Below are 22,213 nucleotides of genomic sequence, written 5' to 3'. Positions count from 1 at the left end.
GTAAGCATTTTGAAGGATCTGACAGCCCATAGCTGCATTTCTCCTCGTGCTTCAAATCTTGAAAATTTGGTCAAAAAATGCGATAATACCTTTCCATTTCTACTCTTGTAATTTAAAAATTATCTCAATATGATAGCGAAATTACAGAGACCTAATCATGCTTTTTAGGGAGGATAATATGAGTCAGAACTGGCCTACCAGAGATAAAGATTTACAAGCTGCCCGCGTGATTATGGAGGAATATGCCAGTGATCGTGAAAGTGATACCTTAGGTCTTTTTGAAATCGTAGTGAATCAAGCTGAAAAGAAAATGAGCTTCCAATTATCGGGTTGGGTGGTCATTTTAGCAAAGCATTTTAATTCCATTTATGGGGTGAGTCAGGGGGATTTTGTAACCCGACAAGTCATCACCCGTTGTCTGACCCAGGGACAAACATTACATTAATCTCTCCCTAGATGCAGCAAAACCCAAGACTTGCCAGGCCGTTAGGAATGGGAGTCATCTGGCAGATTAACCCGCCAGGCGCTTTAAAATTCCAGCAAGTACTTGTTATAATTTTGTTTGTAAACATCTGAATTTTGAAATTGAACCAATGCCTCATTGAGTCGGGTTAACAAGTCTGAATTCGCTGGAGTGATTACTATTCCGTAACCGTACCCATACATGTAAGGCGGTCCTATTAATTTAAATGTGTCTGAAGAATTTGAGGCCCAATAAATGGCGGTTGCATTATCCAGGAGGATAATATCTACGTCTCCTCTGCTTAAGGCCGAGAGCTGATCCTCAATGCTGGCATACTCTTTAATATTGGGATTTTTAACTCCCATTTCTTTAAGTTGTTCAGAAAATACGGTACCTGTCTCCAGCCCTATTTTTTTGCTGTTTAGCAAATCGAGGCTAAAATTTTCTTTTTTATTAGTCTGCCTTTCTAAAAAACGGGAATAACTGAGTAAATAGGGTAAGCTGAAATTTACTATTTTTGCCCGTTCCGTAGTAATCGTGATCGAACTGACCGCCACATCTAATTTATTGGTCGCGACGGCATCAATGAGTTTATCAAAACGCATCACATGAAAAACACAGGTTCTATTCATGATTTTGCATAAATTATTCATCATATCCACATCAAAGCCGTAAGCATCATTTTGGGTACTTTGCATGACAAAGGGGGGATCAAAGCTTTCAATCCCTACATTGAGAGGTTCGCCCTGAGCAGATACCGAAGTGGCGTAACCAAGAAATACCAGTAAAATTAATCGGATCATTTTGCACTATAAATGTGGTTGATTTTTATAGATTATAGCGAGAGTATTGATTTTGGGAATGAAAAATAGAAAATTTATGCAAATGGAAATCCCTAAATTATTGGAATCAAAAGCCTGGTTCATTGAAAAACATCTATCGGATTTGCAGCATCCCTTGCTGGACAAGGCGAGTAAATTACTGCTCGTCAGTGATTATGCATGCAGACAGATTCAGCTGTTAAAAGTCTTGCTCATGGAAGATGAATGCCAGTCCTTGTTGTCTCGCGAAGATTATTTCCAAGGCTTGCAGAAGGTTGCATTTGACTTGCCTCAGCCCGCCTATTTTCGGGCATTAAGACAGTTTCGCCATCGACATTTTTTGCGGTTACTGCTTCTGGAACTAGCAGGTATTGCCACTACAGCACAAGTGATGCGTACATGGTCTGATTGTGCTGATGCGCTTATTTTGCATGCGATTAGATATTGCCAACAGAGTTTATCACAACATTACGGGATTCCACGTGATGAAGAGGGCAATGAAGTGGAATTACTAACCCTGGCAATGGGTAAATTAGGCGGCAGGGAGTTGAATTATTCTTCGGATGTAGATCTCATTTTTGCCTATACTGCCGTTGGGGAAACTGATGGTGAGGAGCGCATCGATAATCAGCACTATTTTAGTCGATTGGTGCAGCAACTGGTCCAGACCTTGCAAAATGTAACCGCGGAAGGCTTTGCATTCCGCGTAGATTTAAGGTTACGTCCTAACGGAGACAGTGGGCCTTTGGTTTCCAGCCTGGCGGCAATGGAAACTTATTATCAGGAACAAGGGCGTGATTGGGAACGCTATGCCATGGTCAAAGCACGGATAATTGCTGAATCGGCCGATGCCGTGCAACCCTGGTTCGAACGCCTAATTGTTCCTTTTGTCTACAGGCGGTACGTAGATTTTAGCGTGATTGAATCGTTACGCAGTATGAAAGCGATGATTGAACGTGAAGTGCAATTAAACCCGCGATTGGATGATATAAAGCGTGGCAAAGGCGGCATCAGGGAAGTTGAGTTTGTCATTCAAAATTTTCAATTAATCCGTGGCGGCCGTTTACCGCAATTGCAAGTGCAAAATGCTTTATTTGCACTTAGTGTCTTAAAGCGGGAAAAATTATTACCCCATACTGATGCCTTATCCCAGGCATATCTCTTCTTGCGCAAACTCGAAAACGCACTTCAAAGTTTAAATGATCAGCAGACCCACTCCTTGCCAGAAGATGTGACCAAACAAACCCAAATTACCCTGGCTATGGGATATCATTCCTGGGAGGAGCTGCTCAATAAATTACATCAATATCAACGCATTGTAAGTTATGCCTTTCATTCGGTGTTGGGTAAAGTCAAAGATTACGAAGATGAGAAACGGCTATTGACGAATCAATTAGCGAGCCTTTGGCAAGGACATGTCGAAACCAGTATGGCAGTTAATTTGCTTACCAGTTTAGGTTTTGCTAATGCCTCTCATTGTTATCAGATGATTCATTCTTTTCGCCACAGTCCCCGTTGCCGGCGCCTGACGCAAGGAGCACGCATGCGTTTGGACCGTTTCATGGTCATGTTGCTTGCGGAACTCACCCATGTTGAAAAAACAGATGAAGTCTTATTGCAAGTAATGCATTTATTGGAAAATATAGTAGGCCGTAGTGCCTATCTGGCGTTGCTGACCGAAAATCCGCAAGTGTTAACGGAGTTGTTGTTTTGGTTTGCCCAAAGCCCGTTTATTACTTCCTTATTGGTGAATCAACCTTTTTTGTTAGAGGTATTGCTGGATCAAGGAGAAGAATGGCGGCCGCAATCGGTGCATCAATTACAAGAGCAATTAGGGGAAAAATTAGCCCATCATCAGGATATTGAACTCCAGGAAGAGATTTTGCGGCAATTTAAGCTCACTAATTGGTTAATGGCTGCACGGGCAGAGCTTTATGGTTTGAGTGATGCGGTGCGCATCGGACGTTTTTTATCGGATGTAGCCCAAGTCATTGTGAGCCAGCTTTTACTAATTGCCAGCGAGCAGCTGCAGGCGCGCTACCCGGAAATGGAGCAAACAAAATCACAATTTGCCATCATTGCTTATGGAAAATTAGGCAGTCGTGAAATGAATTATGCTTCTGATTTGGATTTAGTCTTTTTGCATTCAGCACAGATGTCTGAAGAAGCATTGATTACCCGCTTAACGCAAAAGATTTTGCATATGTTGACCACTCGCTCCCAGTCCGGGGTCTTATATACGGTCGATACACGCCTTAGACCTTCCGGGGCTGCGGGATTGCTGGTGAGTCATGTCGATGCTTTTGTAGAATACCAGAAAAATCAAGCATGGACGTGGGAGCATCAGGCTTTATTAAAAGCACGTATTCTGACAGGGAATACCCGGATTAAACATACTTTTTTACAATTGAAAAAATCAGTGTTGTTATCGAATCGGGATAAGCCTACGCTGTTACAAGAGGTCCTGGCGATGAGAACCAAAATGGAACAACATCAGGACAGGAATCCTGTATCTGGCGGTTTATTGGATCTGGAATTTTTGGTCCAGTACTTAATCCTTCATTCTGGCGAGTCTTCTTTAGCGCGTTATACAAATACCTTAAGTCAACTGCACCATCTGTTTTTAGCCGGTATTTTAAATAAAAAGCAGTACAGCTTTTTAAAGAAAGCCTACAAGAAGCACCATCAGTTGTTGCATCAGAGTATCCTTCGCCCTGGCATTTTGAGCCTCCTCAACTTGCACGATAAGATCCTGGATGTATGTAGAGAGATTTTTAATCAGGCTAAGTAACTAGGGGAAAAAAGCAACTTTATCCTCGGTGTGTGAAAGGCTTGCCTGCGCTGGCATAAACAAGGTTTTTTTGAGCCGGAGGCAGGGTAGTGAAGCACCCCTCTTGGAAATGGAATTCCACCGTGCTTCCCACCCCTACTGATTATTTGAATTCAGCATACAGGTCATAATCATCACTGTCTGTGATTAGGACTTCTGCAAAAGATCCCACTTTAACTTCCGGTGTCGGGGGCAGGATAACAAGCCCATCGATTTCCGGGGCATCACTTTGGCTTCGGGCAATGATGTGCTCAGGAGTGACTTCATCAATTAATACCGTTTGCGTGCTGCCAATTTTATTCTCAAGTTTATTGCGGCTAATTTCTGCTTGTAATTGCATAAACCGATGGTAACGCTCCTCTTTAATTTCTTCAGGCACCGGGTTGCTCAATTCATTCGCTTTAGCGCCCTCAACGGGAGAGTACTTGAAACAACCTACGCGATCCAGCTGAGCTTCTTCGAGAAAATCCAGCAATTCCTCAAATTCTTCTTCTGTTTCTCCCGGGAATCCCACAATAAAGGTTGAACGTAAGGTGATATCCGGACAGATTTCGCGCCAGGAAGCAATACGCAACAACGTATTTTCACTGCTTGCCGGGCGTTTCATTGATTTAAGTATGCGCGTATTGGCATGTTGTAAGGGAATATCCAAATACGGAAGAATCAGACCATCTCGCATTAAAGGAATAATCTCGTCCACATGGGGGTAAGGGTAGACATAATGCAGGCGGATCCAGATGCCCAACTCTCCTAATTGTTCACATAAATTATAAAACCGGGTATCAACAGTTTTTCCCTTCCAGGTTATGGGTTGATAGCGTGTATCTACACCATAGGCGCTTGTATCCTGGGAAATTACCAGGATTTCATTAACTCCCGCATCTTTTAATTTTTGGGCTTCAGTCAAAACTTGCGTCATGGGGTAACTTTGCAGTTTGCCGCGCATGGTCGGGATAATGCAAAACGTGCATTTTTGATTGCATCCCTCGGATATTTTCAAGTACGCATAATGACGTGGCGTTAATTTAATACCCTGGGGAGGAATGAGTTGGGTAAACGGATCAGCAGGTGGGGGCAGATGTTGATGGACTGCATTAACCACCTCTTCATAGGCATGCGCCCCGCTGATATGCAAGACATCGGGGCAGGCTTCCTTGATTATTTCGGCTTTGGCTCCAAGACAACCAGTGACAATAACCCGTCCATTTTCTGCCATTGCTTCTTTAATAGTATCCAATGATTCTTTGACAGCGCTATCAATAAATCCACAGGTATTGATCACTACAACACCTGCATCTTGATAACTCGATACCAGCTCATATCCCTGCGCACGCAATTGAGTGATAATGCGTTCGGAATCAACCAAAGCTTTGGGACAACCCAGGCTTACAAAACCTACTTTATGATTCATAAAACTCTAACTGTAAAAAAAGTGAACGAATTATACCTCTTATTGGCTGGGATTGTCGACAGGATTTCGGGATTAAATTTTCGGTTAAAAATCACACTCTCCCGTTTCAGGATAAGGGCCGAAATCCCTATCCAGGATTAAGCCCTTATCTGCCCTTCAACCGCTTGTTTTTTTCCGCAAGCAGTTAAATTTGCACTATTTTGATATAAAAATTTATGAATTTCGGCCATGCTTTCATTCCAGGAGGGGAAATTGCGATAAGCAGACAGAGCAGAAAAACTCATTCTTTTTAACAGGTCTCGATCCTGCATCAATTTGATAATACACTCCCTAAGCATCTCAACGTCGCCAGGGGTGATTAAAAAACCATTACCAGCGTCATTTACAATTTCCGGAACGCCACCTGTTTTACTGGCAATAATTGGAATACCTGCCCCCATTGCTTCTGTATAGACGATACCATAGCTTTCATAATAGGAAGGAACAATGAGAACATGCTGGGATTGCAGTTCCTCTTTTAGATGGTCTACATCCAGTAATCCGCAAAGTTTTATATTGGCATCCAATTTTAATTGCACAATCATCTTCAGTATTTTTCGTGTATAGGCCAAATCAACACGAAGATTTCCTACAATGGATAATTCCCATAATGCGGGATCAATTTCGGATAAAGCGTGCAATAACACATGTAACCCTTTGTTATACAACAAATTCCCAATAAAAATGATGCGCAATTTTTTATTTTGGCACTTAAGATGAATGCACTCTTCAACCGTATTCAGCTGCAATCTGTCTTTCCCTGGATAAGCAATTATTGAATTACTTTTCTTGCCGATTATTCCGCTAATCGCCAGCTCTGTTGCGAAACTATTAAAAATAAAACCGTCTACAGTTTTTAAGTACAGTTTTTCTATTTTTTTAATGAACCATGGTGCCAGCACATGGTGTAAGGCATTGGCTTGCAACAGGTGAACAATGCTTATAATGGGAAAGGTTCCCATTTTTTTTAGTTTCTTGTTAAGAAGAAATAATGAACTGAAATTCATTTCATCTTGCAGAAGAACGTCAGGGGAGAATTCTAGAATCTCATTAGCCATTTTCCTCGAGAAATTATTCCCGAGAATGCCCAATTTGGTTTTCTTTTGGGAAAAGATTCGGACCTCCATGCCCTTGGACTGTAGATATTCCACCAATTTATAATCATAAATGTAGCCACCACTTGTTGTATTAATGGAGCCATAAATGATTAATCCTACGCGCATATTTTTTCTCGATAACTGGCTTGGGCAATATCGTCTTCCCATAAACGGACTGTAATCTGGCTGTTAGCTGGCAACTTGAAATGATTGAATTTTTGCCAGAGAATTTTAGAGAACAGTTCAAGACTTGGGTTTTGATTCTCAAACTCGGGAAGTTCATTTAATGTTTTATCATTAAAATAGGAAATCATAAGCTCAATGTGGTTTTTTACTTCAACGATATCGATAAGAAAGTTAAATTGATCCAGTTGCGTGTTTTCAATTTCCAACTCAAAGCTGTAATGGTGTGAATGCCTTGAATTTTCAGCTCCAAAATCTTTTCCAATCAGGAAATGTTGGGCAATAAAATTTTTTCTTAACATTAAACAATGCATGTTACACCTCATAGGTTAAAGTGATCATCAAGGTATCTTCTGGTTTAACGTCCAGTAACTGATAGGCCTTTTGCGCCTCGGTAATATGAAAATTATGAGAAATGAAACGAGAGGGTTTTATGTTCTCCAGCATTTTAAGGACCAGTGCAAGACGTCGGGATTTTGTCCATCTTCCTTGAAGCTCGGAAGCAATAGTGCTGACCTGGCTTGCAATAATTTGAATGCGGTTTCGATGAAATCGCCCCCCTAAATCAATGGCGCAAGGTTTTTTTCCATACCAGGAGCCCAATACGATACGTCCTTCATAAGCGGCTAAAGAAATTGCATGGTTAAGTGCCTCGGGATTACCGGTCAGTTCATAAATAAGGTCAATGGAATGCGGTGTTACATTTTGCAGATACTCGGTCACATGCCTGCAAAAATCCGCGTGGAGAGCGTCAAAAGTCTTTTCCGCCCCCAACTCCTGACATAGCTCTCTTCTTTTTGCATGCAAGTCACCTCCAAGAAGGCTAGCTAGTGGGAATTGTTGTAATAAAGCCGTAGTGAGAAGGCCAACGATGCCAAGCCCCAGAATAAGGACATTTTCGCCAATCAGGGGAGAGCTGTCTAAAATCAGGTTAATGGCTGTTTCCATATTGGGTATGAATAAAGCATCCAAAGGGGATATTTGCTTGGGCAAAACAATAACCTGGTGCTCCCGGGCACAAAAATAACTTTCATGAGGATTAAAGACAAATACCCATTGGTTTAGTAAATGGTTTAACTTCGGGTGCCCTGTTTCAATTACTTTACCTACGGAACAATATCCGTATTTAAAAGGGTAATGCAGTGGGTGCCTCAGTGCAGGTATTGTTTCATCCATGCACAGATCAGCAGGGATCAAGCCTCGATAAAAAAGCATTTCTGTACCGGAGCTGATTCCAGATTGCACATTTTGAATCAATACTTCATCCAGTTCAGGTTTTGGAATGGTTTCCTCCAAAACCCTGATCTGGTTAGGCTTGTTAAAATAAAGCACGTGATTTTTCAAGATAAATTCCTTTCAATATCGGCCATAATGATAATATCCCTGCCTAATTTATATTGAAGTACGTTTTTTAATTGTGGAAAGCCAAAATGCTCCGGTATTTCTTCAGATAAAACAGAAACTCCTCCAACATAGATAGGGGCAACAGTAATAACTACCTTATCTACGTGATTTTCATTAATGAAATTCGTAATAATGGCTCTGCCGCCTTCGACCATAACTGATTTGATACCGAGGATAAATAATTGCTCCAGGGTTTGATTTAGATCCGTTCGCCCATCGGAAGTTGAATCAACGACAATAATCTGGGCCTTCATTGCAGTAAGTTTTTTTAATTTTTCCTGATCCGCCTGATTAGTGGTAAAAATTATGGGCGGTTTTTCATTTTTTAAAATACGAGCAGTTAAGGGGATACGAAGTTTACTATCCAAAACAACAACTTGCGGGTTGTTTCCCTTATAGTGACGTACAGTCAAAAGAGGATTATCTGCAATAACCGTACCTACCCCTACCAGTATTGCATCATGTTCTGAACGTAATTTATGGGTCATCACCAGTGATTCTTGAGAGCTCAGCATAAGCCTTTTTTTACGGTGAAATGAAATGGATCCGTCAAGGCTTTGGGCATAAGCCAGGGTTACCAGAGGTTTTCTTTTTTTGAAGAAACAGGAGCATTTTTTGTACAGCTCCTTGAGATCATCCTCTTCAAATATATGATTCATTTTTTGTTTTTTAGTCAATAAATAGTACGCATTATGGGGATGAATAGAGCCTTTGATAGGGACTCTGGAGGTAACATTTAATGCGAGTTGATTTAATGCTTCAATTTTTTGAGGATTATTCGTCAGTAAACGTATTGATTTGATTTGCAACTCTTTTAATATTTCAGCGGCCACCTCATAGGAGCGTTCATCTTCTCCGTGACCCAACGCCAGGTTTGCATCGACGGTATCTTTTCCCTGGTCCTGCAAATTATAGGTACGTAATTTATCAATCAATCCTATTCCACGCCCCTCCTGGCGAAGGTAAATGATAATACCGCGACCCTCGATAGCAATTTGACTCATGCTCATTTGCAGTTGCTCACCACAATCGCATCGTAAGGATCCTAAAATATCGCCAGTCATACACTCCGAATGAATCCGGACTAAAATATCATCGGCGTTGTGTACTGATCCAAATGTGAGCAGAAGATGCTCTTTATCATCCTGATTTGTAGTAAATAATGAAAGTTCAAAAGAACCATATTTTGAAGGAATTGCTGCAGAAACTTCTTTTTTAACAATGAGTTGACGGTCCATATTCTATCCTTAGACGGGGATTTCCGACGTTCTTGTTCCTCAATGCATTTATAACTATAGTTCATATAGAAAATGAATCAAATTTGCCCATGTGGTTTAAAAATAAATCCGATTAAGCTCATGTTTTACAATGGAAAAATCGGGAGTTAACCGACTTTTAAGGCGTGAATAAAAACCTCCGGCAGGTGCGGGAAAATGTTTAAATAAGGATTTGAAGCAAAAATGGCTTGATAAAGGTAAGGGCAAACCTTAGGAAACTAATTATTAACCGATAGGATAGTTTAGGGAATATACCTAACCTTTTTAACAAAAGCCCCAGGAGTATAGGGAAAGTGTTAGTTCCTTTCCCATTGAAAAGATTTTCTATGGGGCAATGTAGGTAAAAATTGGTTTTCGCTAATCAACCTGCTTCAGGGTTTTTAAAAATTTATTTGTCGAGACTTCACCCACCAACTTAAGATGAGTAAGTTCATTTCCTTGTGCATCGAAAAACAGGAAAGTTGGGGGCGCCACAACATGGAAGTAATCCAGCAGAGCTTTATTTTCTCTACTGTTTGCCGTGACATCAATTTTAATTACGGTAAAACCTGCCAAAGCTTTTTCTACCCGGGAATCTTTGAATGTTGTGGCTTCCATTACCTTGCAGGAGGTACACCAGTCGGCATAGAAATCAAGCATCACCGGTTTTCCTTCGGCATTAGCCAACGCCTCCTTTATGGTTTTCAAACTCTGTTGCTGCTGTGCTTCAATGGGCGCAGCATTTGCTGATTGGATTGTTAAAGGCTGTAACGGATTGGTTGCACCCATGCTTGCCCCCACCAAAATCAAAAAGCCATAGACGAGCAGAATGAGGCCCACGCCCTGGTTAAATTTTTCACGGTGGGTTGCCGAATAGGTGAGAGCACCGCTGTAGATTCCTGAAAAAATAAGTAAACTTGCCCACAAAATCATACTCAGCAAGGGGGGGGCTACACGTGAAATGAGCTCAATGGCAACGGCAATAAAAATAATTCCAAAGAGTGCCTTGATGGTATTCATCCAGCTGCCTGTTTCCGGTAACCATCTTCCTGCAGAAGTACCGATGAGCAGCAATGGTGTTCCCATTCCCAGACCTAAAACAAATAAAGTCACACACCCTAAAAGAACGTTTCCGGTTTGGGCAATATAGGTCAAGACCCCGATCAAGGGTGCGGTAACACAAGGAGAAAGAATCAGGGTTGACAGGCATCCCATGATGGCTGCACCAAAATAATGGCCTCCTCTTCGATTGCTGGAGCCATGGATTTTTGTTTGCCAGGAGTGCGGTAATTTAAACTCATAAAACCCGAACATGGATAAAGCTAACAGTAAAAAAATTAGGCTAAATACACCTACAGACCAAGGCGATTGCATGCTGATTTGCAAATTAGCTCCCAGTAAGGCAACTACTGCACCAATTATTGAATAGGTAATCGACATGCTCACCACATAGCTTAATGAGAGAAAAAAAGCTTTTCTTGTAGTAATTTCCTTACCGTGGCCCACAATAATTCCCGATAAAACTGGGACCATGGGTAAAATGCAGGGGGTAAATGATAAAAGCAAACCAAAACCATAAAAGGTAATTAAAATCAGGAACCAGTTATTGCTCGAAAAGACATGGGAGATTCCATCATTCTGGGATTCTTCTGCGGCAACAGCTTCTTCCTTAGGTGTTTGCTGGAAGCTTGCTTGGGTTAAAGCCAGGTTGTTATCTATAGTTAACTGAATCGTTTTGGTTTCCGGAGCATAACAAAAACCATCGTCAGAGCATCCCTGATAGGTCAAATCCACCAGCGCTTTTCCGGCCTTATTGCCTAAAATACCCACGGGAATAGTGACCTGATTCCTATATACAGTATAAATATGGCCTTGTTTATCTACTTTTTTCTCTGTAGGCGGGAATCTCAGGGTTCCCAACTGAATCGCATGGTTCATTTCGCTGGTCAATTTAATACGATCGCTATAGAGAAAATAATTGGGTTTTATCTGGAAATTAATGGCAAATGTATTAGGATCTACTGTAGAGACATTGACATGGAATACTTCTGCAGCGGGTAGCGGGTTTGCATGCAGAGCAAATGTGGTTATATAAAAAACTAACAATAAAAACCATTTTCTCATTCTCAAACCTTATAAATAATGGAGCCCGGGTGGGGGGGCAGCAGACCTTGGATACTACCAGATAAATTCTTTTTTTATTGCGCCCACCCAGGCTAAATGGGTTTCAATCACCTATAATTAATAACTATATCAGAACATCATATGCTGTGAGAAAACTAAATCTAAATTTTTTTTATTTTACCCCTTGAAACTCATTTCCTAGTCCCCATATGGCAGTCAGTAACATTGCAAATTGACTTTAAAGTTTAATTAAGGAGATAAAAGTATGAAAATTCGTCCTTTACACGATCGAGTTGTTGTTCGTCGTATGGAAGAAGAACGTACCACAGCAGGTGGTATTGTTATTCCCGATAGCGCTACTGAAAAACCAATGCGCGGTGAAATTATTGCTGTTGGTGCCGGCAAGATCCTGGACAATGGCGATGTTCGCGCTTTAGCAGTTAAAGTGGGTGATGTTGTTCTGTTTGGCAAATACTCAGGTACTGAAGTGAAAATCGACGGTAAAGAATTGGTTGTGATGCGTGAAGACGACATCATGGGTGTAATCGAGAAGTAATCGTTTCATTAGGAGAAAGAAATAATGGCTAAAGAATTACGTTTTGGTGACGATGCGCGTCTACAAATGTTAGCAGGTGTTAATGCATTGGCGGATGCTGTGCAGGTTACTATGGGTCCACGCGGCCGTAATGTTGTTTTGGAAAAGGCTTATGGCGCTCCCACTGTAACTAAAGACGGTGTGTCTGTTGCTAAAGAAATCGAATTTGATCAACGCTTCATGAACATGGGCGCTCAAATGGTTAAAGAAGTTGCTTCTAAGACTTCTGATACTGCTGGAGACGGTACTACTACAGCTACTGTATTGGCTCGTGCGATTGTTGTTGAAGGATATAAAGCAATTGCTGCAGGTATGAATCCAATGGATCTCAAACGCGGCATTGACAAAGCAGTTGCTGCAATTACCAAGAAATTGCAAACTATGTCCAAACCATGCAAGGACAACAAAGCAATTGCCCAAGTAGGTACTATTTCTGCTAACTCTGATGAAGCAATTGGTTCTATTATTGCAAGCGCGATGGATAAAGTAGGTAAAGAAGGCGTTATTACTGTTGAAGACGGCAATAGCCTTGAAAATGAATTATCTGTTGTTGAAGGTATGCAGTTTGACCGTGGATATATCTCTCCATACTTCATCAACAATCAACAAAACATGACTTGCGAACTTGAGCATCCGTTCATTCTGTTGGTTGACAAGAAAATCTCCAGCATTCGCGACATGTTGTCTGTATTGGAAGGTGTTGCAAAATCTGGCCGTCCTTTGTTGATTATCGCTGAAGATGTTGAAGGTGAAGCTTTAGCAACTCTGGTTGTTAACAACATGCGTGGTATTGTTAAAGTATGTGCGGTTAAAGCTCCTGGCTTTGGCGATCGCCGTAAAGCAATGTTACAAGACATCGCAATCCTGACTCATGGCCAAGTTATTTCTGAAGAAATCGGCAAGAGCCTTGAAGCTGCTACTTTGGAAGATCTGGGTACTGCAAAACGTATCGTAGTTACCAAAGAAAACACTACAATTATCGATGGCGAAGGTAAAGCTTCTGAAATCAATGCTCGTATTTCTCAAATTCGTGCTCAAATTGAAGAAACTACTTCTGATTACGATCGTGAGAAATTACAAGAGCGTGTTGCTAAACTTTCTGGCGGTGTTGCGGTTATCAAAGTTGGTGCAGCTACTGAAGTAGAAATGAAAGAGAAAAAAGCACGCGTTGAAGATGCGTTACATGCTACACGTGCTGCTGTAGAAGAAGGTATCGTAGCTGGTGGTGGTGTTGCCTTAATCCGTGCACAAAAAGCTCTGGATTCTTTGAAAGGCGACAATGACGACCAAAACATGGGTATCAACATCCTGCGTCGTGCGATTGAAGCGCCAATGCGCCAGATCGTCTCAAATGCTGGTTATGAAGCTTCCGTCATTGTAAACAAAGTAGCTGAAAACAAAGATAACTATGGCTTCAATGCTGCAACAGGCGAGTTTGGAGACATGGTTGACATGGGTATTTTGGATCCAACTAAAGTAACTCGTATGGCATTACAAAACGCGGCTTCTGTAGCCAGTTTAATGCTGACCACTGAGTGCATGGTTGCTGATTTACCAAAGAAAGAAGAAGCAGCTGGTGACATGGCCGGCATGGGCGGAATGGGCGGTATGGGAGGCATGGGCGGCATGATGTAAGCCCCTCTCATTCCCATTTCCTTTAAAAACCCGCCTGATGGCGGGTTTTTTTTATTTGAAAACACTGGTATTTTTTAAAGGTATTATCGAAAATGATGGAAAAATAAAATCAGGAGTAGTGATGGGAGCAATAATTAAAAAATTGGAAGTAATTCTGGCAGATACTTATGCTTTGTATCTTAAAACACAAAATTATCACTGGCATGTTAAGGGAGTACAGTTTAAGAGTTTACATGAATTATTCGAAATGCAATATAGAGCTTTGGCAGAAGCAATCGATCAAATAGCAGAGCGCATTTTGATTATGGGACATAAGGCTCCTGCTACTTTTACCGCCCTAAACCAGTTAAAAACAATAAAAGACGGTGATTCCAGTATCGATGCAAACAAAATGGTGAGCGAGCTGGCTCAGGATAATGGGGTGTTGGTTAAAGATTTAAACGCGGCCATTAAACTTGCCCAGGAAGATGGCGATGAAGGAACCGTTGCTTTGCTAAGTGAACGCATTGCAGCCCATGAAAAGGCGCGCTGGATGTTGAACGCTTCCACCGTCTAGGATTTATTTTTGTACTTTGTTTTCATCTTGGGGCAGCGCCGTGAAAGCCGCGATTGAGAGTTCAATCAGGCCAAGTTTCACGGCGCTGCATTCCAGAATCCAGAATTATTTACTCTTCATCATTTTATTTTCCACTTCTTTTTTGATGACCATGATGCTGATTCGCCGGTTTTCAGGGCTGAATGGATCTTGGGTATTAAGCAGTAAGGTTGATGCAAAGCCTGAGATACGAATGACTCTGTCGGGGTCTAAACCTGCTTTAACCAAAGCGCGGCGAGCGGCATTGGCCCTTTGGGTAGATAGCTCCCAATTGGTATACTCCAATTCCTCAGGATTATGATAGGGATGGGCATCGGTATGCCCTTCGATGGTAATTTTATTGGGTACATTTTTAAGCAGTTTGGCAATTTGAATAAAAAGAGGCTCCATATCCGGATTGAGTTTGTCGGATCCCACATCAAACATGGGTTTTTTTTGATTGTCGATTAATTGGATGCGTAGGCCATCCTTTACCACTTCCATCAATAATTGGTTCTTTAATCCAGCAAGTGAAGGGTCTTGTTGAATGCTTAAGTTAATTTGAGATTTTAACTCTTCAAGTTTTTGGGTTTCTTCTTTATTGGATTGAATGACTTGAATGTTTTGTTCCTTTGTACTTTGGGGGGAGGATTTATCTGTTTTAGAAATTTGGCCATTGGTGTCTTTAAGATTAGGCCCGCCGCCTTTAAGATTAATTTGCTGATTGCCTACGTTTTCACCTCCAAAAAAAGTTATTTTCATCGGTTGTTTGAAATATTCGGCAATCCCGTCTTTCTGAGCTTTATTCAATGAAGCGATTAACCACATTAACAAAAAAAACGCCATCATCGCGGTAACAAAATCAGCAAAAGCGATTTTCCATGATCCTCCGTGATGCTTGTGCTTATTTCTTTTTATTTTGCGAATTATTGGAGTTGAGCCCGATTTTCCTTTATCGCTGCTATCATTCATGCTGTAACCTCATTAACTCGGGGTAGGTTCGGCAGCATTATTCTCCTCGGAGCGCGATGAAGAGGCTGCTGGTTTGAAGTTTTTAATTTCTTCATTAAGTTGTGAAAATGAGGGACGTTGTGCGGAGAACAATACTTTTCGCCCAAATTCTACTGCAATAATGGGAGGATTATTGTGCAAACTAGCCAGTATTGTTGCTTTGATGCAATACAGCATCAACTGGGTTTGATTAGCCTGATGTTCCATGGCCGATGCGACAGGACCTACGAATCCATAACCAATTAAAATACCCAAAAAAGTTCCAACAAGTGCATGGGCAATCAGTACTCCCAGTTCTGGTGGGGGTAAATTGATTGATTCCATGGTATGGACCACTCCAAGAACTGCCGCCACGATACCAAAGGCCGGCATGGCATCAGCCAGTTTCGACAAGGCATTAGCCGGGATCATTTCCTCCTCATGATGGGATTCAATTTCCATGTCAATCAAGGCTTCAAGTTGGAACGGTTGCAGGTTTGAAGTAATGATCAACCTTAAATAATCGCAAATAAACTCAATAACGTGATGATTTTTCATCAGTGAGGGATAAGCATTGAAAATAGGGCTTTCTTCAGGTAATTCAATGTCTGTTTCCAGGGACATTAATCCTTGTTGGCGTGCTTTATTCAAAAGATTGTACAACAATCCTAACAAATTACTGTAATTCTCCTTGACCGATTTTTCACCGCGAAAGACTTTAGGTATCGCCTTTAACAGAGCTTTTAGTACAGAAGCGCTGTTCGCAACAATTAATGAACCGATGGCTGCTCCCGCTATAATGAGCAGCTCAATCGGTTGAAAAACTGCTTTGAGATGGCCGCCCCCAAGGGCAAATCCGCCAAAAACACAGAGTAATATGACTACATAGCCTATAAGAATTAGCATTTTTAAGTGGTCTCCAAGCCTTTATTTTAAATAATCGTGAACTACGCGACCATAAGGCAAGGTAAGATCAGTTAATAAATGGACGCCATTTATTATTTTTCGAATAGGAAGATCCGCTACAGGAGCCAAGGCATGGGGTTCTAATTGCAATTGAGCGGGCCCTTTCCATGCTCCTTTGATCACCACATCTTCAAGATAATACTCTACCAATTCACAGATTCTGACGCTTCCATCAACATGGGGAATTATCTTTAACAGATAGTTCGGGGAACTCATTGTTTCGGCAACTTTTTTATTATCGAGGGCTTCATATTTATAACCCATTGTTGCTGTGGCTATACGAAAAGGTCCATATTCCAAAGTACCTAAAAGGGTTTCATGCACTACTTCCAGCTTGGGTTGCGCTAACTTTTTGGGAAATCCCCAAATTTCACGGCCCCCTGCAATGGGAGGAAGATCATCCAGAAACATGGCATGGGAGTAACTTCCCATTTTACCCTTATAGCGTACAGGGATTACTTGTCCTGATTCCGTATAATCACCAAAGCCCGTGGAATCAGGCATGCGAATGAATTCAAATTTGACCAAAGGCTCTACTACTTCCAAGGGTTCAGGGACTATTTCCCGCAGCAGATCCATATCCGTTTCATAAGTGATCGTTAAGAATTCTCTATTGATAAATCGATATGGTCCACGAGGATAAGCTGGGCTGACGAGTGGCATAGCGAATGCTTTTTTCACTACTTCTGATTCTTTCATTTTTCAGGCTCCTCTTTTAGATGTTTGTTAGCCGCCATATCGTATACAGCAATGCCCAGAGTTCGAGGGACGGGTTTATTCCAGGGCGATTTTTTAACGGCTTTCTTTCCAGCAATGTACCCATGTTTGATACGTTCCATGATGCTTTTTTTAGAAAACTCATAATCTTTCGAGGAAAACTCAGTATCATCGTATTCATATAAAAATCGAACTACGGACACTGTAGACTGATGTCCCCGGGCGATGCAGAGTTTTAAATCCGGATTTCCTTTTTCTTCTTCAGGAACATAATGGGAAAGGATATGGATGGCGTTTTTTAACGCATGAATCTGCTGATACATTTCAATGGTATGCGCAAAATGGCTGGAGTACTCAATGTCTTTTTTGCGCTTTAACACGGCGTCAAACGATGTGGGGTACAAGCCAAACGAGTCAAATAAATGAATTGCAAAACAGAGTAATTTTCGCGGACATCGATTTACGGAGAGTACGTAACTTGCTGGAGAGTTACTGGAAATACCACCATCCCAATAATATTCCCCTTCAATCTCTATGGCAGGAAAACCAGGCGGTAATGCCCCACTGGCCATAATATGTTCAGGTCCAATTTTCATCTCCTGCGAATCAAAATATCTCATCGCCCCGGAACAGACTTCAACGGCCCCAATACTGATGCGGGTTTCATTGGAATTGAGGCGATCGAAATCAATAAACTGTTCCAAGGTGGATCTAAGTTCCTTGGTATCGTAAAAACTCAAAGAATCCGGCTTGTCATAGTATCCTAGAAACAGAGGTGGAAAACGCGGTGTAAAAAAACCAGGCTGGCCAAAAAGTAAAGCGGATTGAGCAGAGAAAAAATGTTCTATTTTTCGACTTTCATCATCGTCAGGAAAGATGTTGCTTTGTATTAAGGATGGGGTGGCGATGGTCTCCCAAAATTGATACATTTTTTCAATGCGTACTCCAGGTGGATTGCCCGCCGCAATAGCAGCATTTATTGCTCCTATAGAAGTGCCGGCAAACCAGGTAGGATCATAACCCGCCTCATCCAGGGCATGAACCACTCCCACCTGATAGGCGCCTAAAGCGCCTCCCCCTTGAAAACAGCAGGCAATGTGGCGAGGGTGCTCCCTCAATTTAGTTTTTTTTGTCGGAGGCATAGAAATTACTCCATAAACCACCCATGACTTACAATAAGCGATTGACCTGTCAGGGCATTGGATTCAAACGAAGCAAAAAATAACGCAGTTTGTGCTACATCATCCGTAGTGGTGAATTCCCCATCAACGGTATCTTTTAGCATGACATTTTTGATCACTTGCTCTTCAGTGATTCCCAATTCTTTAGCTTGTTCGGGGATTTGTTTGTCAACCAGCGGGGTGCGTACAAACCCTGGACAAATGACATTAGCCCGTACATTATGGGCAGCTCCTTCCTTGGCAACCACTTTACACAAGCCAATTAAACCGTGTTTTGCAGTCACATAAGGGGCTTTTAATTTAGACGCTTCTTTGGAATGCACTGAACCCATATAAATGATGCTTCCCCCTTTACCTGAAGCATACATATGTTTTAACGCGGCGCGGGTGGTGAGGAATGCACCGTCCAATTGAATTGCTATTAGTTTTTTCCAATCGGAAAAAGCCAGCTGATCTACGGGGCTGATAATTTGGATTCCGGCATTGCTGACCATCACATCCACACCGCCAAAGTGTTTGGCTACCTCATCAACACCATTATCGACCTCTTCCTCATTGGTGACATTCATGGCAACTGCCATAGCGTCTCCACCTTTGGATTTTATCTCTTCGGCCGCCTCTTTGGCTTGATCGAGATTCAGATCGGCGATGGCAACTTTAGCTCCCTCCTTGGCATAGACAAGAGCAATTTCTTTACCTATTCCACTGGCAGCGCCTGTAACTATTGCTACTTTATTTTTTAAACGCATGATCACCATCCTTGTATTATTTTTTGATTTAATGATCAATCGCTTAGGATTAATCTTGAAATTCTTTAAAAAGTATAGCAATGGAAATTTGATATTGCCTTAAATTAAATAATTTTTTTCTAAAAGATGTTTCTAGTGTTTTTAATTCTTCAATGCAAATATTTACTAAAGCTGAATATTCATAAAATAAAAACACCCTTATCTATAAAGATTAAGGGTGTTTTTTATTTGGTTATAAATTAATAATAGTAATAATTATAACCAGGACGATAATGGCGATGGTGGTAATAGGATCTTCTGTCTTGTTCTCGTCCAATTGCATTCCCTACCAGGGCACCAGCTCCAGCACCGATTACTGTTCCCACAGCGCTGCCTCCGCTGACTGCATATCCAATACCAGCCCCAGCAGCACCGCCGACACCAGTACCTACTTCGGTGTTGGTGCAACCCCCAAGCATGAATGCTGACAGACCGATAAAAAATAATGGAGCGATAATTTTTTTCATAGTGAACTCCCTTTTGTGGTTCTCCAGGAATTTCTGCATGCTTACAGCAATTGCCTATGTTCAGAAAATCCTGATTTCTTCATCTCACTATGATTTTAGTACAAAAAAAATATTAAGTGTCAAATTTGTGCCCATAATTTATTTTTGCTGATTGCTTTTTCAAGATCAGATTTTACTCTGACCCTCTTTTTCCAGTAGTATTAGTAATAATAAAAAAAAGAACAGGGGATAATATGTTTAAAGGAAGCATTGTTGCTTTATTAACACCCATGAAGAATGATGAGGTTGATGTACCACGGTTGCGTGAACTGGTTGAATACCATATCGAAATGGGTAGCCATGGCCTTGTTGCAGCAGGTTCCACCGGGGAATCAGGTACTTTATCTCATGAAGAAAAATTACTGGTCATTAAAACGGTAATAGAGCAATCAAAAGAACGTATTCCTGTTATTGCGGGCACCGGAATGAATGCAACACGTGATTGCATCCAACTCACCCAGGAAGCTATGGAATATGGTGCTCATGCTGCATTAATTATGACTCCTGCATACATCAGGCCTACTCAAGAAGGATTGTTTTTGCATTACAGCCAAATAGCCAAGGAAGTGGCAATCCCGATTATTCTTTATAATGTGCCCACGAGAACGGCATGTGACATGTTGCCCGAAACAGTAGCCCGGCTTGCCAAGATTTCCAATATTGTGGGGATAAAAGACGCCACCGGACAAATGACTCGCTTACAGCAAATTTTACGCCTTTCAGAAGGCAGTATCGATGTGTTTAGTGGTGATGATTTTACTGCAGCATCGTGGATGTTGGCTGGGGCGAAGGGAAATATTTCAGCGGCAGCGAATGTGGTTCCCAAATTTATGGCCAAATTATGTGATTCGGCTTTAGATGGGGATCATGCTGCATGTTTGCGTTTAAATGAGCAGCTTGCACCTCTGTATGAATTATTGTTTGTTGAAACCAATCCAATTGCAATAAAATGGGCAGCAAACCAAATGGGGTTAATGGAGAATGAATTAAGAATGCCGTTGACGTGTTTATCTAAAGAGTTTCATGAGCCGCTGGAAAAGGCGATGAAGAGTTTGGAGTTGATTTAAGTGAAAAAGTTGTGTTTTATTGTTTTTTTTGCGCTCGCGCTATCCGGGTGTAGTCGTTATGCCAGTAATGGTGAAAATCTTTACTTGGGCAGTGCTAATGGACCTTCTTTAGAAGTGCCGCCTCCGTTAACGAGAGCGAATATTAGTAATTTTTATGACTTGCCTCAACAGAACCAAGATGCACGTGTGAGTATCGAACCACCTGTATCCTAGGGGGATTTATTATGACACCATCAGAATCAGCTGAATTGCTTATTGTACAGGAATTATCACAGCGTATTGTGGAAGCGCAACGCAAAATCAGGATTCTTGATAGTATTAAATGGGATGAAACCATAAAAAGGGATTTTTTTAAAAATAAAGGAAAAAAACTTCCCCCGGTCGATAAGGAATATTACGAAAAAAAACCACTGCCTTTCGACGTTCATGAAAAGCAGGAAGAATTTCGTATTATTTTGCGCGATACCCAGAATCAATTGGGTCAATATTCTACCTTAACCCGTTTAATCCGCCGTCAGTGTGAGGAATACAGCCGCGCCACACAAATGTTGGCTGCGCGCGGCACCCCTGCATTTTCCGAGTTGGCGATGGAATTGTATGGCAGCCCGAATGATGTATTCTATGCCGGTGGGCCCCGCATGTCGGAGATGGGTACTTTGCTTTTTGATGTGTTATCGGGGCTTAGTGTGCAATTGCAATCGGAAGCTGATGTCAAACGCCATACGCCCCAGCAAGCCCAGGAAATTTTACAGGCCCGTTTGGGACAATTTTTCGATAAACATCCGGGTAAAGTGACTGTAATGGTCAGTGATGAAATGATCGCGGATGCATCAGCCGGTGCGGATAATATAAAATTAAGTCAACAAGCCATGTTTAGTGATCGCGACCTTCGTTATCTGGAGGTCCATGAAGGGTGGGTTCACGTGGGGACCACCTTGAATGGCTCAATGCAACCCAATTGCTTTTTTCTCTCCAAGGGTTCTCCCTCCAGTAGTGTTATCCAAGAGGGTCTAGCTGTAATTACCGAAGTAGTCACTTTTTCTTCGTACCCTAGCCGTATGCTCAAGATTACCAACCGTGTAATTGCTCTGGACATGGTGACGCAAGGGGCAGACTTTCTCGATATTTATAACTATTTTATGGATTGCGGTTTAAGTGAAGAAGACAGTTACAATCAGTCAGTGCGTGTGTTTCGGGGAAGTACCCCCACGGGTGGTCCTTTTACCAAGGATTTATCCTACGCCAAGGGTTTTGTATTGATTTATAATTACATCCGTTTTGCAATCAGCAAAAAGCATGTGGAGTCCATACCTTTGTTATTTACCGGTAAATTGGTTTTGGACGATTTGCCTTTACTCACGGAATTAAAAGAGCGGGGAGTTTTAACCAATCCTGTCTATCTTCCGCCTCCGTTTCAGGATTTGGCGGCTTTAAGTGCATGGATGAGTTTTTCATTATATTTAAATCAGTTCGATTTGAACGAGATCCAGAAGAATTTCCGCTTTTTAATTGTATAAGTTTTAGTTTAGCGATTGTGTAACCCGGGGTAAGGCTTGCGCCATGCCC

The 22,213-nt window shown here is 41.6% G+C and carries 21 protein-coding genes; 8 read left to right on the top strand and 13 right to left on the bottom strand.

Features of this window, described 5'->3' with window-relative positions; genetic code table 11:
- Positions 1-178 precede the first annotated feature (178 nt).
- The gene (locus KYQ_RS09255) at positions 179-445 is read left to right on the top strand and encodes a hypothetical protein (protein WP_010652760.1); all 267 of its coding nucleotides are present in this window, start codon (positions 179-181) and stop codon (positions 443-445) included.
- 83 nt (positions 446-528) lie between these two features.
- Here KYQ_RS09255 and KYQ_RS09250 read toward each other — a convergent pair whose 3' ends face one another.
- Positions 529-1,266: a transporter substrate-binding domain-containing protein gene (locus tag KYQ_RS09250; RefSeq protein ID WP_010652761.1), complete on the bottom strand. Its 738-nt coding sequence runs from the start codon at positions 1,264-1,266 to the stop codon at positions 529-531.
- Positions 1,267-1,324: 58 nt separating this feature from the next.
- Between KYQ_RS09250 and glnE the strand changes: the two genes are divergently transcribed.
- The gene (glnE, locus tag KYQ_RS09245; protein ID WP_019349916.1) at positions 1,325-4,075 is read left to right on the top strand and encodes a bifunctional [glutamate--ammonia ligase]-adenylyl-L-tyrosine phosphorylase/[glutamate--ammonia-ligase] adenylyltransferase; all 2,751 of its coding nucleotides are present in this window, start codon (positions 1,325-1,327) and stop codon (positions 4,073-4,075) included.
- 142 nt (positions 4,076-4,217) lie between these two features.
- On the opposite strand, the gene rimO is transcribed toward glnE, so the two are convergent.
- The 6 genes from rimO to dsbD form a co-directional block, all read right to left on the bottom strand.
- The gene (rimO, locus tag KYQ_RS09240; protein WP_010652763.1) at positions 4,218-5,525 is read right to left on the bottom strand and encodes a 30S ribosomal protein S12 methylthiotransferase RimO; all 1,308 of its coding nucleotides are present in this window, start codon (positions 5,523-5,525) and stop codon (positions 4,218-4,220) included.
- A gap of 137 nt (positions 5,526-5,662) precedes the next feature.
- Positions 5,663-6,622 (bottom strand): glycosyltransferase family 4 protein, encoded by a 960-nt coding sequence (locus KYQ_RS09235; RefSeq protein ID WP_231294536.1) that lies wholly within the window; start codon positions 6,620-6,622, stop codon positions 5,663-5,665.
- A 155-nt stretch (positions 6,623-6,777) separates the two neighbouring features.
- Entirely contained in the window at positions 6,778-7,146 is a 369-nt protein-coding gene (locus KYQ_RS09230; protein WP_231294535.1) for a 6-pyruvoyl trahydropterin synthase family protein, read from the bottom strand.
- Positions 7,147-7,159: 13 nt separating this feature from the next.
- Positions 7,160-8,188, bottom strand: coding sequence for a zinc-dependent alcohol dehydrogenase (locus tag KYQ_RS09225; protein WP_010652766.1), 1,029 nt, complete (start codon positions 8,186-8,188; stop codon positions 7,160-7,162).
- On the bottom strand, positions 8,185-9,486 hold the full coding sequence (ribA, locus tag KYQ_RS09220) for a GTP cyclohydrolase II (RefSeq protein WP_010652767.1): 1,302 nt from the start codon (positions 9,484-9,486) through the stop codon (positions 8,185-8,187). The genes KYQ_RS09225 and ribA overlap by 4 nt, the downstream gene beginning before the upstream one ends.
- A gap of 396 nt (positions 9,487-9,882) precedes the next feature.
- The gene (dsbD, locus tag KYQ_RS09215) at positions 9,883-11,628 is read right to left on the bottom strand and encodes a protein-disulfide reductase DsbD (RefSeq protein WP_010652768.1); all 1,746 of its coding nucleotides are present in this window, start codon (positions 11,626-11,628) and stop codon (positions 9,883-9,885) included.
- Between the two features lie 265 nt (positions 11,629-11,893).
- Between dsbD and groES the strand changes: the two genes are divergently transcribed.
- The 3 genes from groES (at position 11,894) to KYQ_RS09200 (ending at position 14,414) form a co-directional block, all read left to right on the top strand.
- On the top strand, positions 11,894-12,184 hold the full coding sequence (gene groES / locus KYQ_RS09210; protein WP_003632899.1) for a co-chaperone GroES: 291 nt from the start codon (positions 11,894-11,896) through the stop codon (positions 12,182-12,184).
- Between the two features lie 24 nt (positions 12,185-12,208).
- The gene (gene groL, locus KYQ_RS09205; protein ID WP_010652769.1) at positions 12,209-13,858 is read left to right on the top strand and encodes a chaperonin GroEL; all 1,650 of its coding nucleotides are present in this window, start codon (positions 12,209-12,211) and stop codon (positions 13,856-13,858) included.
- A gap of 121 nt (positions 13,859-13,979) precedes the next feature.
- Positions 13,980-14,414 (top strand): Dps family protein, encoded by a 435-nt coding sequence (locus tag KYQ_RS09200; RefSeq protein WP_010652770.1) that lies wholly within the window; start codon positions 13,980-13,982, stop codon positions 14,412-14,414.
- 105 nt (positions 14,415-14,519) lie between these two features.
- On the opposite strand, the gene motB is transcribed toward KYQ_RS09200, so the two are convergent.
- The 6 genes from motB to KYQ_RS09165 form a co-directional block, all read right to left on the bottom strand.
- Positions 14,520-15,404 carry a flagellar motor protein MotB gene (motB, locus tag KYQ_RS09195; protein WP_010652771.1) on the bottom strand — a complete coding sequence of 295 codons (885 nt, stop codon included), beginning with the start codon at positions 15,402-15,404 and terminating at the stop codon, positions 14,520-14,522.
- A gap of 12 nt (positions 15,405-15,416) precedes the next feature.
- Entirely contained in the window at positions 15,417-16,328 is a 912-nt protein-coding gene (gene motA / locus KYQ_RS09190) for a flagellar motor stator protein MotA (protein WP_010652772.1), read from the bottom strand.
- A gap of 21 nt (positions 16,329-16,349) precedes the next feature.
- The gene (locus tag KYQ_RS09185; protein WP_010652773.1) at positions 16,350-17,087 is read right to left on the bottom strand and encodes an acetoacetate decarboxylase; all 738 of its coding nucleotides are present in this window, start codon (positions 17,085-17,087) and stop codon (positions 16,350-16,352) included.
- Positions 17,084-18,247: a patatin-like phospholipase family protein gene (locus tag KYQ_RS09180; protein ID WP_010652774.1), complete on the bottom strand. Its 1,164-nt coding sequence runs from the start codon at positions 18,245-18,247 to the stop codon at positions 17,084-17,086. Before KYQ_RS09180 ends, KYQ_RS09185 begins: the two co-directional genes overlap by 4 nt.
- A gap of 5 nt (positions 18,248-18,252) precedes the next feature.
- On the bottom strand, positions 18,253-19,035 hold the full coding sequence (locus KYQ_RS09175; protein WP_010652775.1) for a 3-hydroxybutyrate dehydrogenase: 783 nt from the start codon (positions 19,033-19,035) through the stop codon (positions 18,253-18,255).
- A gap of 239 nt (positions 19,036-19,274) precedes the next feature.
- Positions 19,275-19,541, bottom strand: a complete 267-nt coding sequence (locus KYQ_RS09165; protein ID WP_010652776.1) for a YMGG-like glycine zipper-containing protein — start codon at positions 19,539-19,541, stop codon at positions 19,275-19,277.
- Positions 19,542-19,774: 233 nt separating this feature from the next.
- Here KYQ_RS09165 and dapA point away from each other — a divergent pair, with 233 nt between their 5' ends.
- From dapA to KYQ_RS09145, 3 genes are read left to right on the top strand one after another with little or no spacing between them, the layout of a single operon-like run.
- Positions 19,775-20,647, top strand: coding sequence for a 4-hydroxy-tetrahydrodipicolinate synthase (gene dapA / locus KYQ_RS09155; protein WP_019349911.1), 873 nt, complete (start codon positions 19,775-19,777; stop codon positions 20,645-20,647).
- The gene (locus tag KYQ_RS09150; protein ID WP_010652778.1) at positions 20,648-20,860 is read left to right on the top strand and encodes a hypothetical protein; all 213 of its coding nucleotides are present in this window, start codon (positions 20,648-20,650) and stop codon (positions 20,858-20,860) included.
- 11 nt (positions 20,861-20,871) lie between these two features.
- Positions 20,872-22,164: a flavohemoglobin expression-modulating QEGLA motif protein gene (locus KYQ_RS09145; protein WP_010652779.1), complete on the top strand. Its 1,293-nt coding sequence runs from the start codon at positions 20,872-20,874 to the stop codon at positions 22,162-22,164.
- Positions 22,165-22,213: the final 49 nt, after the last annotated feature.

This window comes from Fluoribacter dumoffii NY 23 (assembly GCF_000236165.1).
GTDB lineage: Bacteria > Pseudomonadota > Gammaproteobacteria > Legionellales > Legionellaceae > Legionella > Legionella dumoffii.
Note: the sequence above shows the minus strand (reverse complement) of the source record. Positions and strands in the feature narration are given on the sequence as shown.

Bases quoted from the DNA above. Each gene is read 5' to 3' on its own strand.
- KYQ_RS09255 (WP_010652760.1), top strand. From the start codon at position 179: ATGAGTCAGAACTGGCCTACCAGAGATAAAGATTTACAAGCTGCCCGC.
- KYQ_RS09250 (WP_010652761.1), bottom strand. From the start codon at position 1,266: ATGATCCGATTAATTTTACTGGTATTTCTTGGTTACGCCACTTCGGTA.
- glnE (WP_019349916.1), top strand. From the start codon at position 1,325: ATGAAAAATAGAAAATTTATGCAAATGGAAATCCCTAAATTATTGGAA.
- rimO (WP_010652763.1), bottom strand. From the start codon at position 5,525: ATGAATCATAAAGTAGGTTTTGTAAGCCTGGGTTGTCCCAAAGCTTTG.
- KYQ_RS09235 (WP_231294536.1), bottom strand. From the start codon at position 6,622: ATGGCTAATGAGATTCTAGAATTCTCCCCTGACGTTCTTCTGCAAGAT.
- KYQ_RS09230 (WP_231294535.1), bottom strand. From the start codon at position 7,146: ATGTTAAGAAAAAATTTTATTGCCCAACATTTCCTGATTGGAAAAGAT.
- ribA (WP_010652767.1), bottom strand. From the start codon at position 9,486: ATGGACCGTCAACTCATTGTTAAAAAAGAAGTTTCTGCAGCAATTCCT.
- dsbD (WP_010652768.1), bottom strand. From the start codon at position 11,628: ATGAGAAAATGGTTTTTATTGTTAGTTTTTTATATAACCACATTTGCT.
- groES (WP_003632899.1), top strand. From the start codon at position 11,894: ATGAAAATTCGTCCTTTACACGATCGAGTTGTTGTTCGTCGTATGGAA.
- groL (WP_010652769.1), top strand. From the start codon at position 12,209: ATGGCTAAAGAATTACGTTTTGGTGACGATGCGCGTCTACAAATGTTA.
- KYQ_RS09200 (WP_010652770.1), top strand. From the start codon at position 13,980: ATGGGAGCAATAATTAAAAAATTGGAAGTAATTCTGGCAGATACTTAT.
- motB (WP_010652771.1), bottom strand. From the start codon at position 15,404: ATGAATGATAGCAGCGATAAAGGAAAATCGGGCTCAACTCCAATAATT.
- motA (WP_010652772.1), bottom strand. From the start codon at position 16,328: ATGCTAATTCTTATAGGCTATGTAGTCATATTACTCTGTGTTTTTGGC.
- KYQ_RS09185 (WP_010652773.1), bottom strand. From the start codon at position 17,087: ATGAAAGAATCAGAAGTAGTGAAAAAAGCATTCGCTATGCCACTCGTC.
- KYQ_RS09180 (WP_010652774.1), bottom strand. From the start codon at position 18,247: ATGCCTCCGACAAAAAAAACTAAATTGAGGGAGCACCCTCGCCACATT.
- KYQ_RS09175 (WP_010652775.1), bottom strand. From the start codon at position 19,035: ATGCGTTTAAAAAATAAAGTAGCAATAGTTACAGGCGCTGCCAGTGGA.
- KYQ_RS09165 (WP_010652776.1), bottom strand. From the start codon at position 19,541: ATGAAAAAAATTATCGCTCCATTATTTTTTATCGGTCTGTCAGCATTC.
- dapA (WP_019349911.1), top strand. From the start codon at position 19,775: ATGTTTAAAGGAAGCATTGTTGCTTTATTAACACCCATGAAGAATGAT.
- KYQ_RS09145 (WP_010652779.1), top strand. From the start codon at position 20,872: ATGACACCATCAGAATCAGCTGAATTGCTTATTGTACAGGAATTATCA.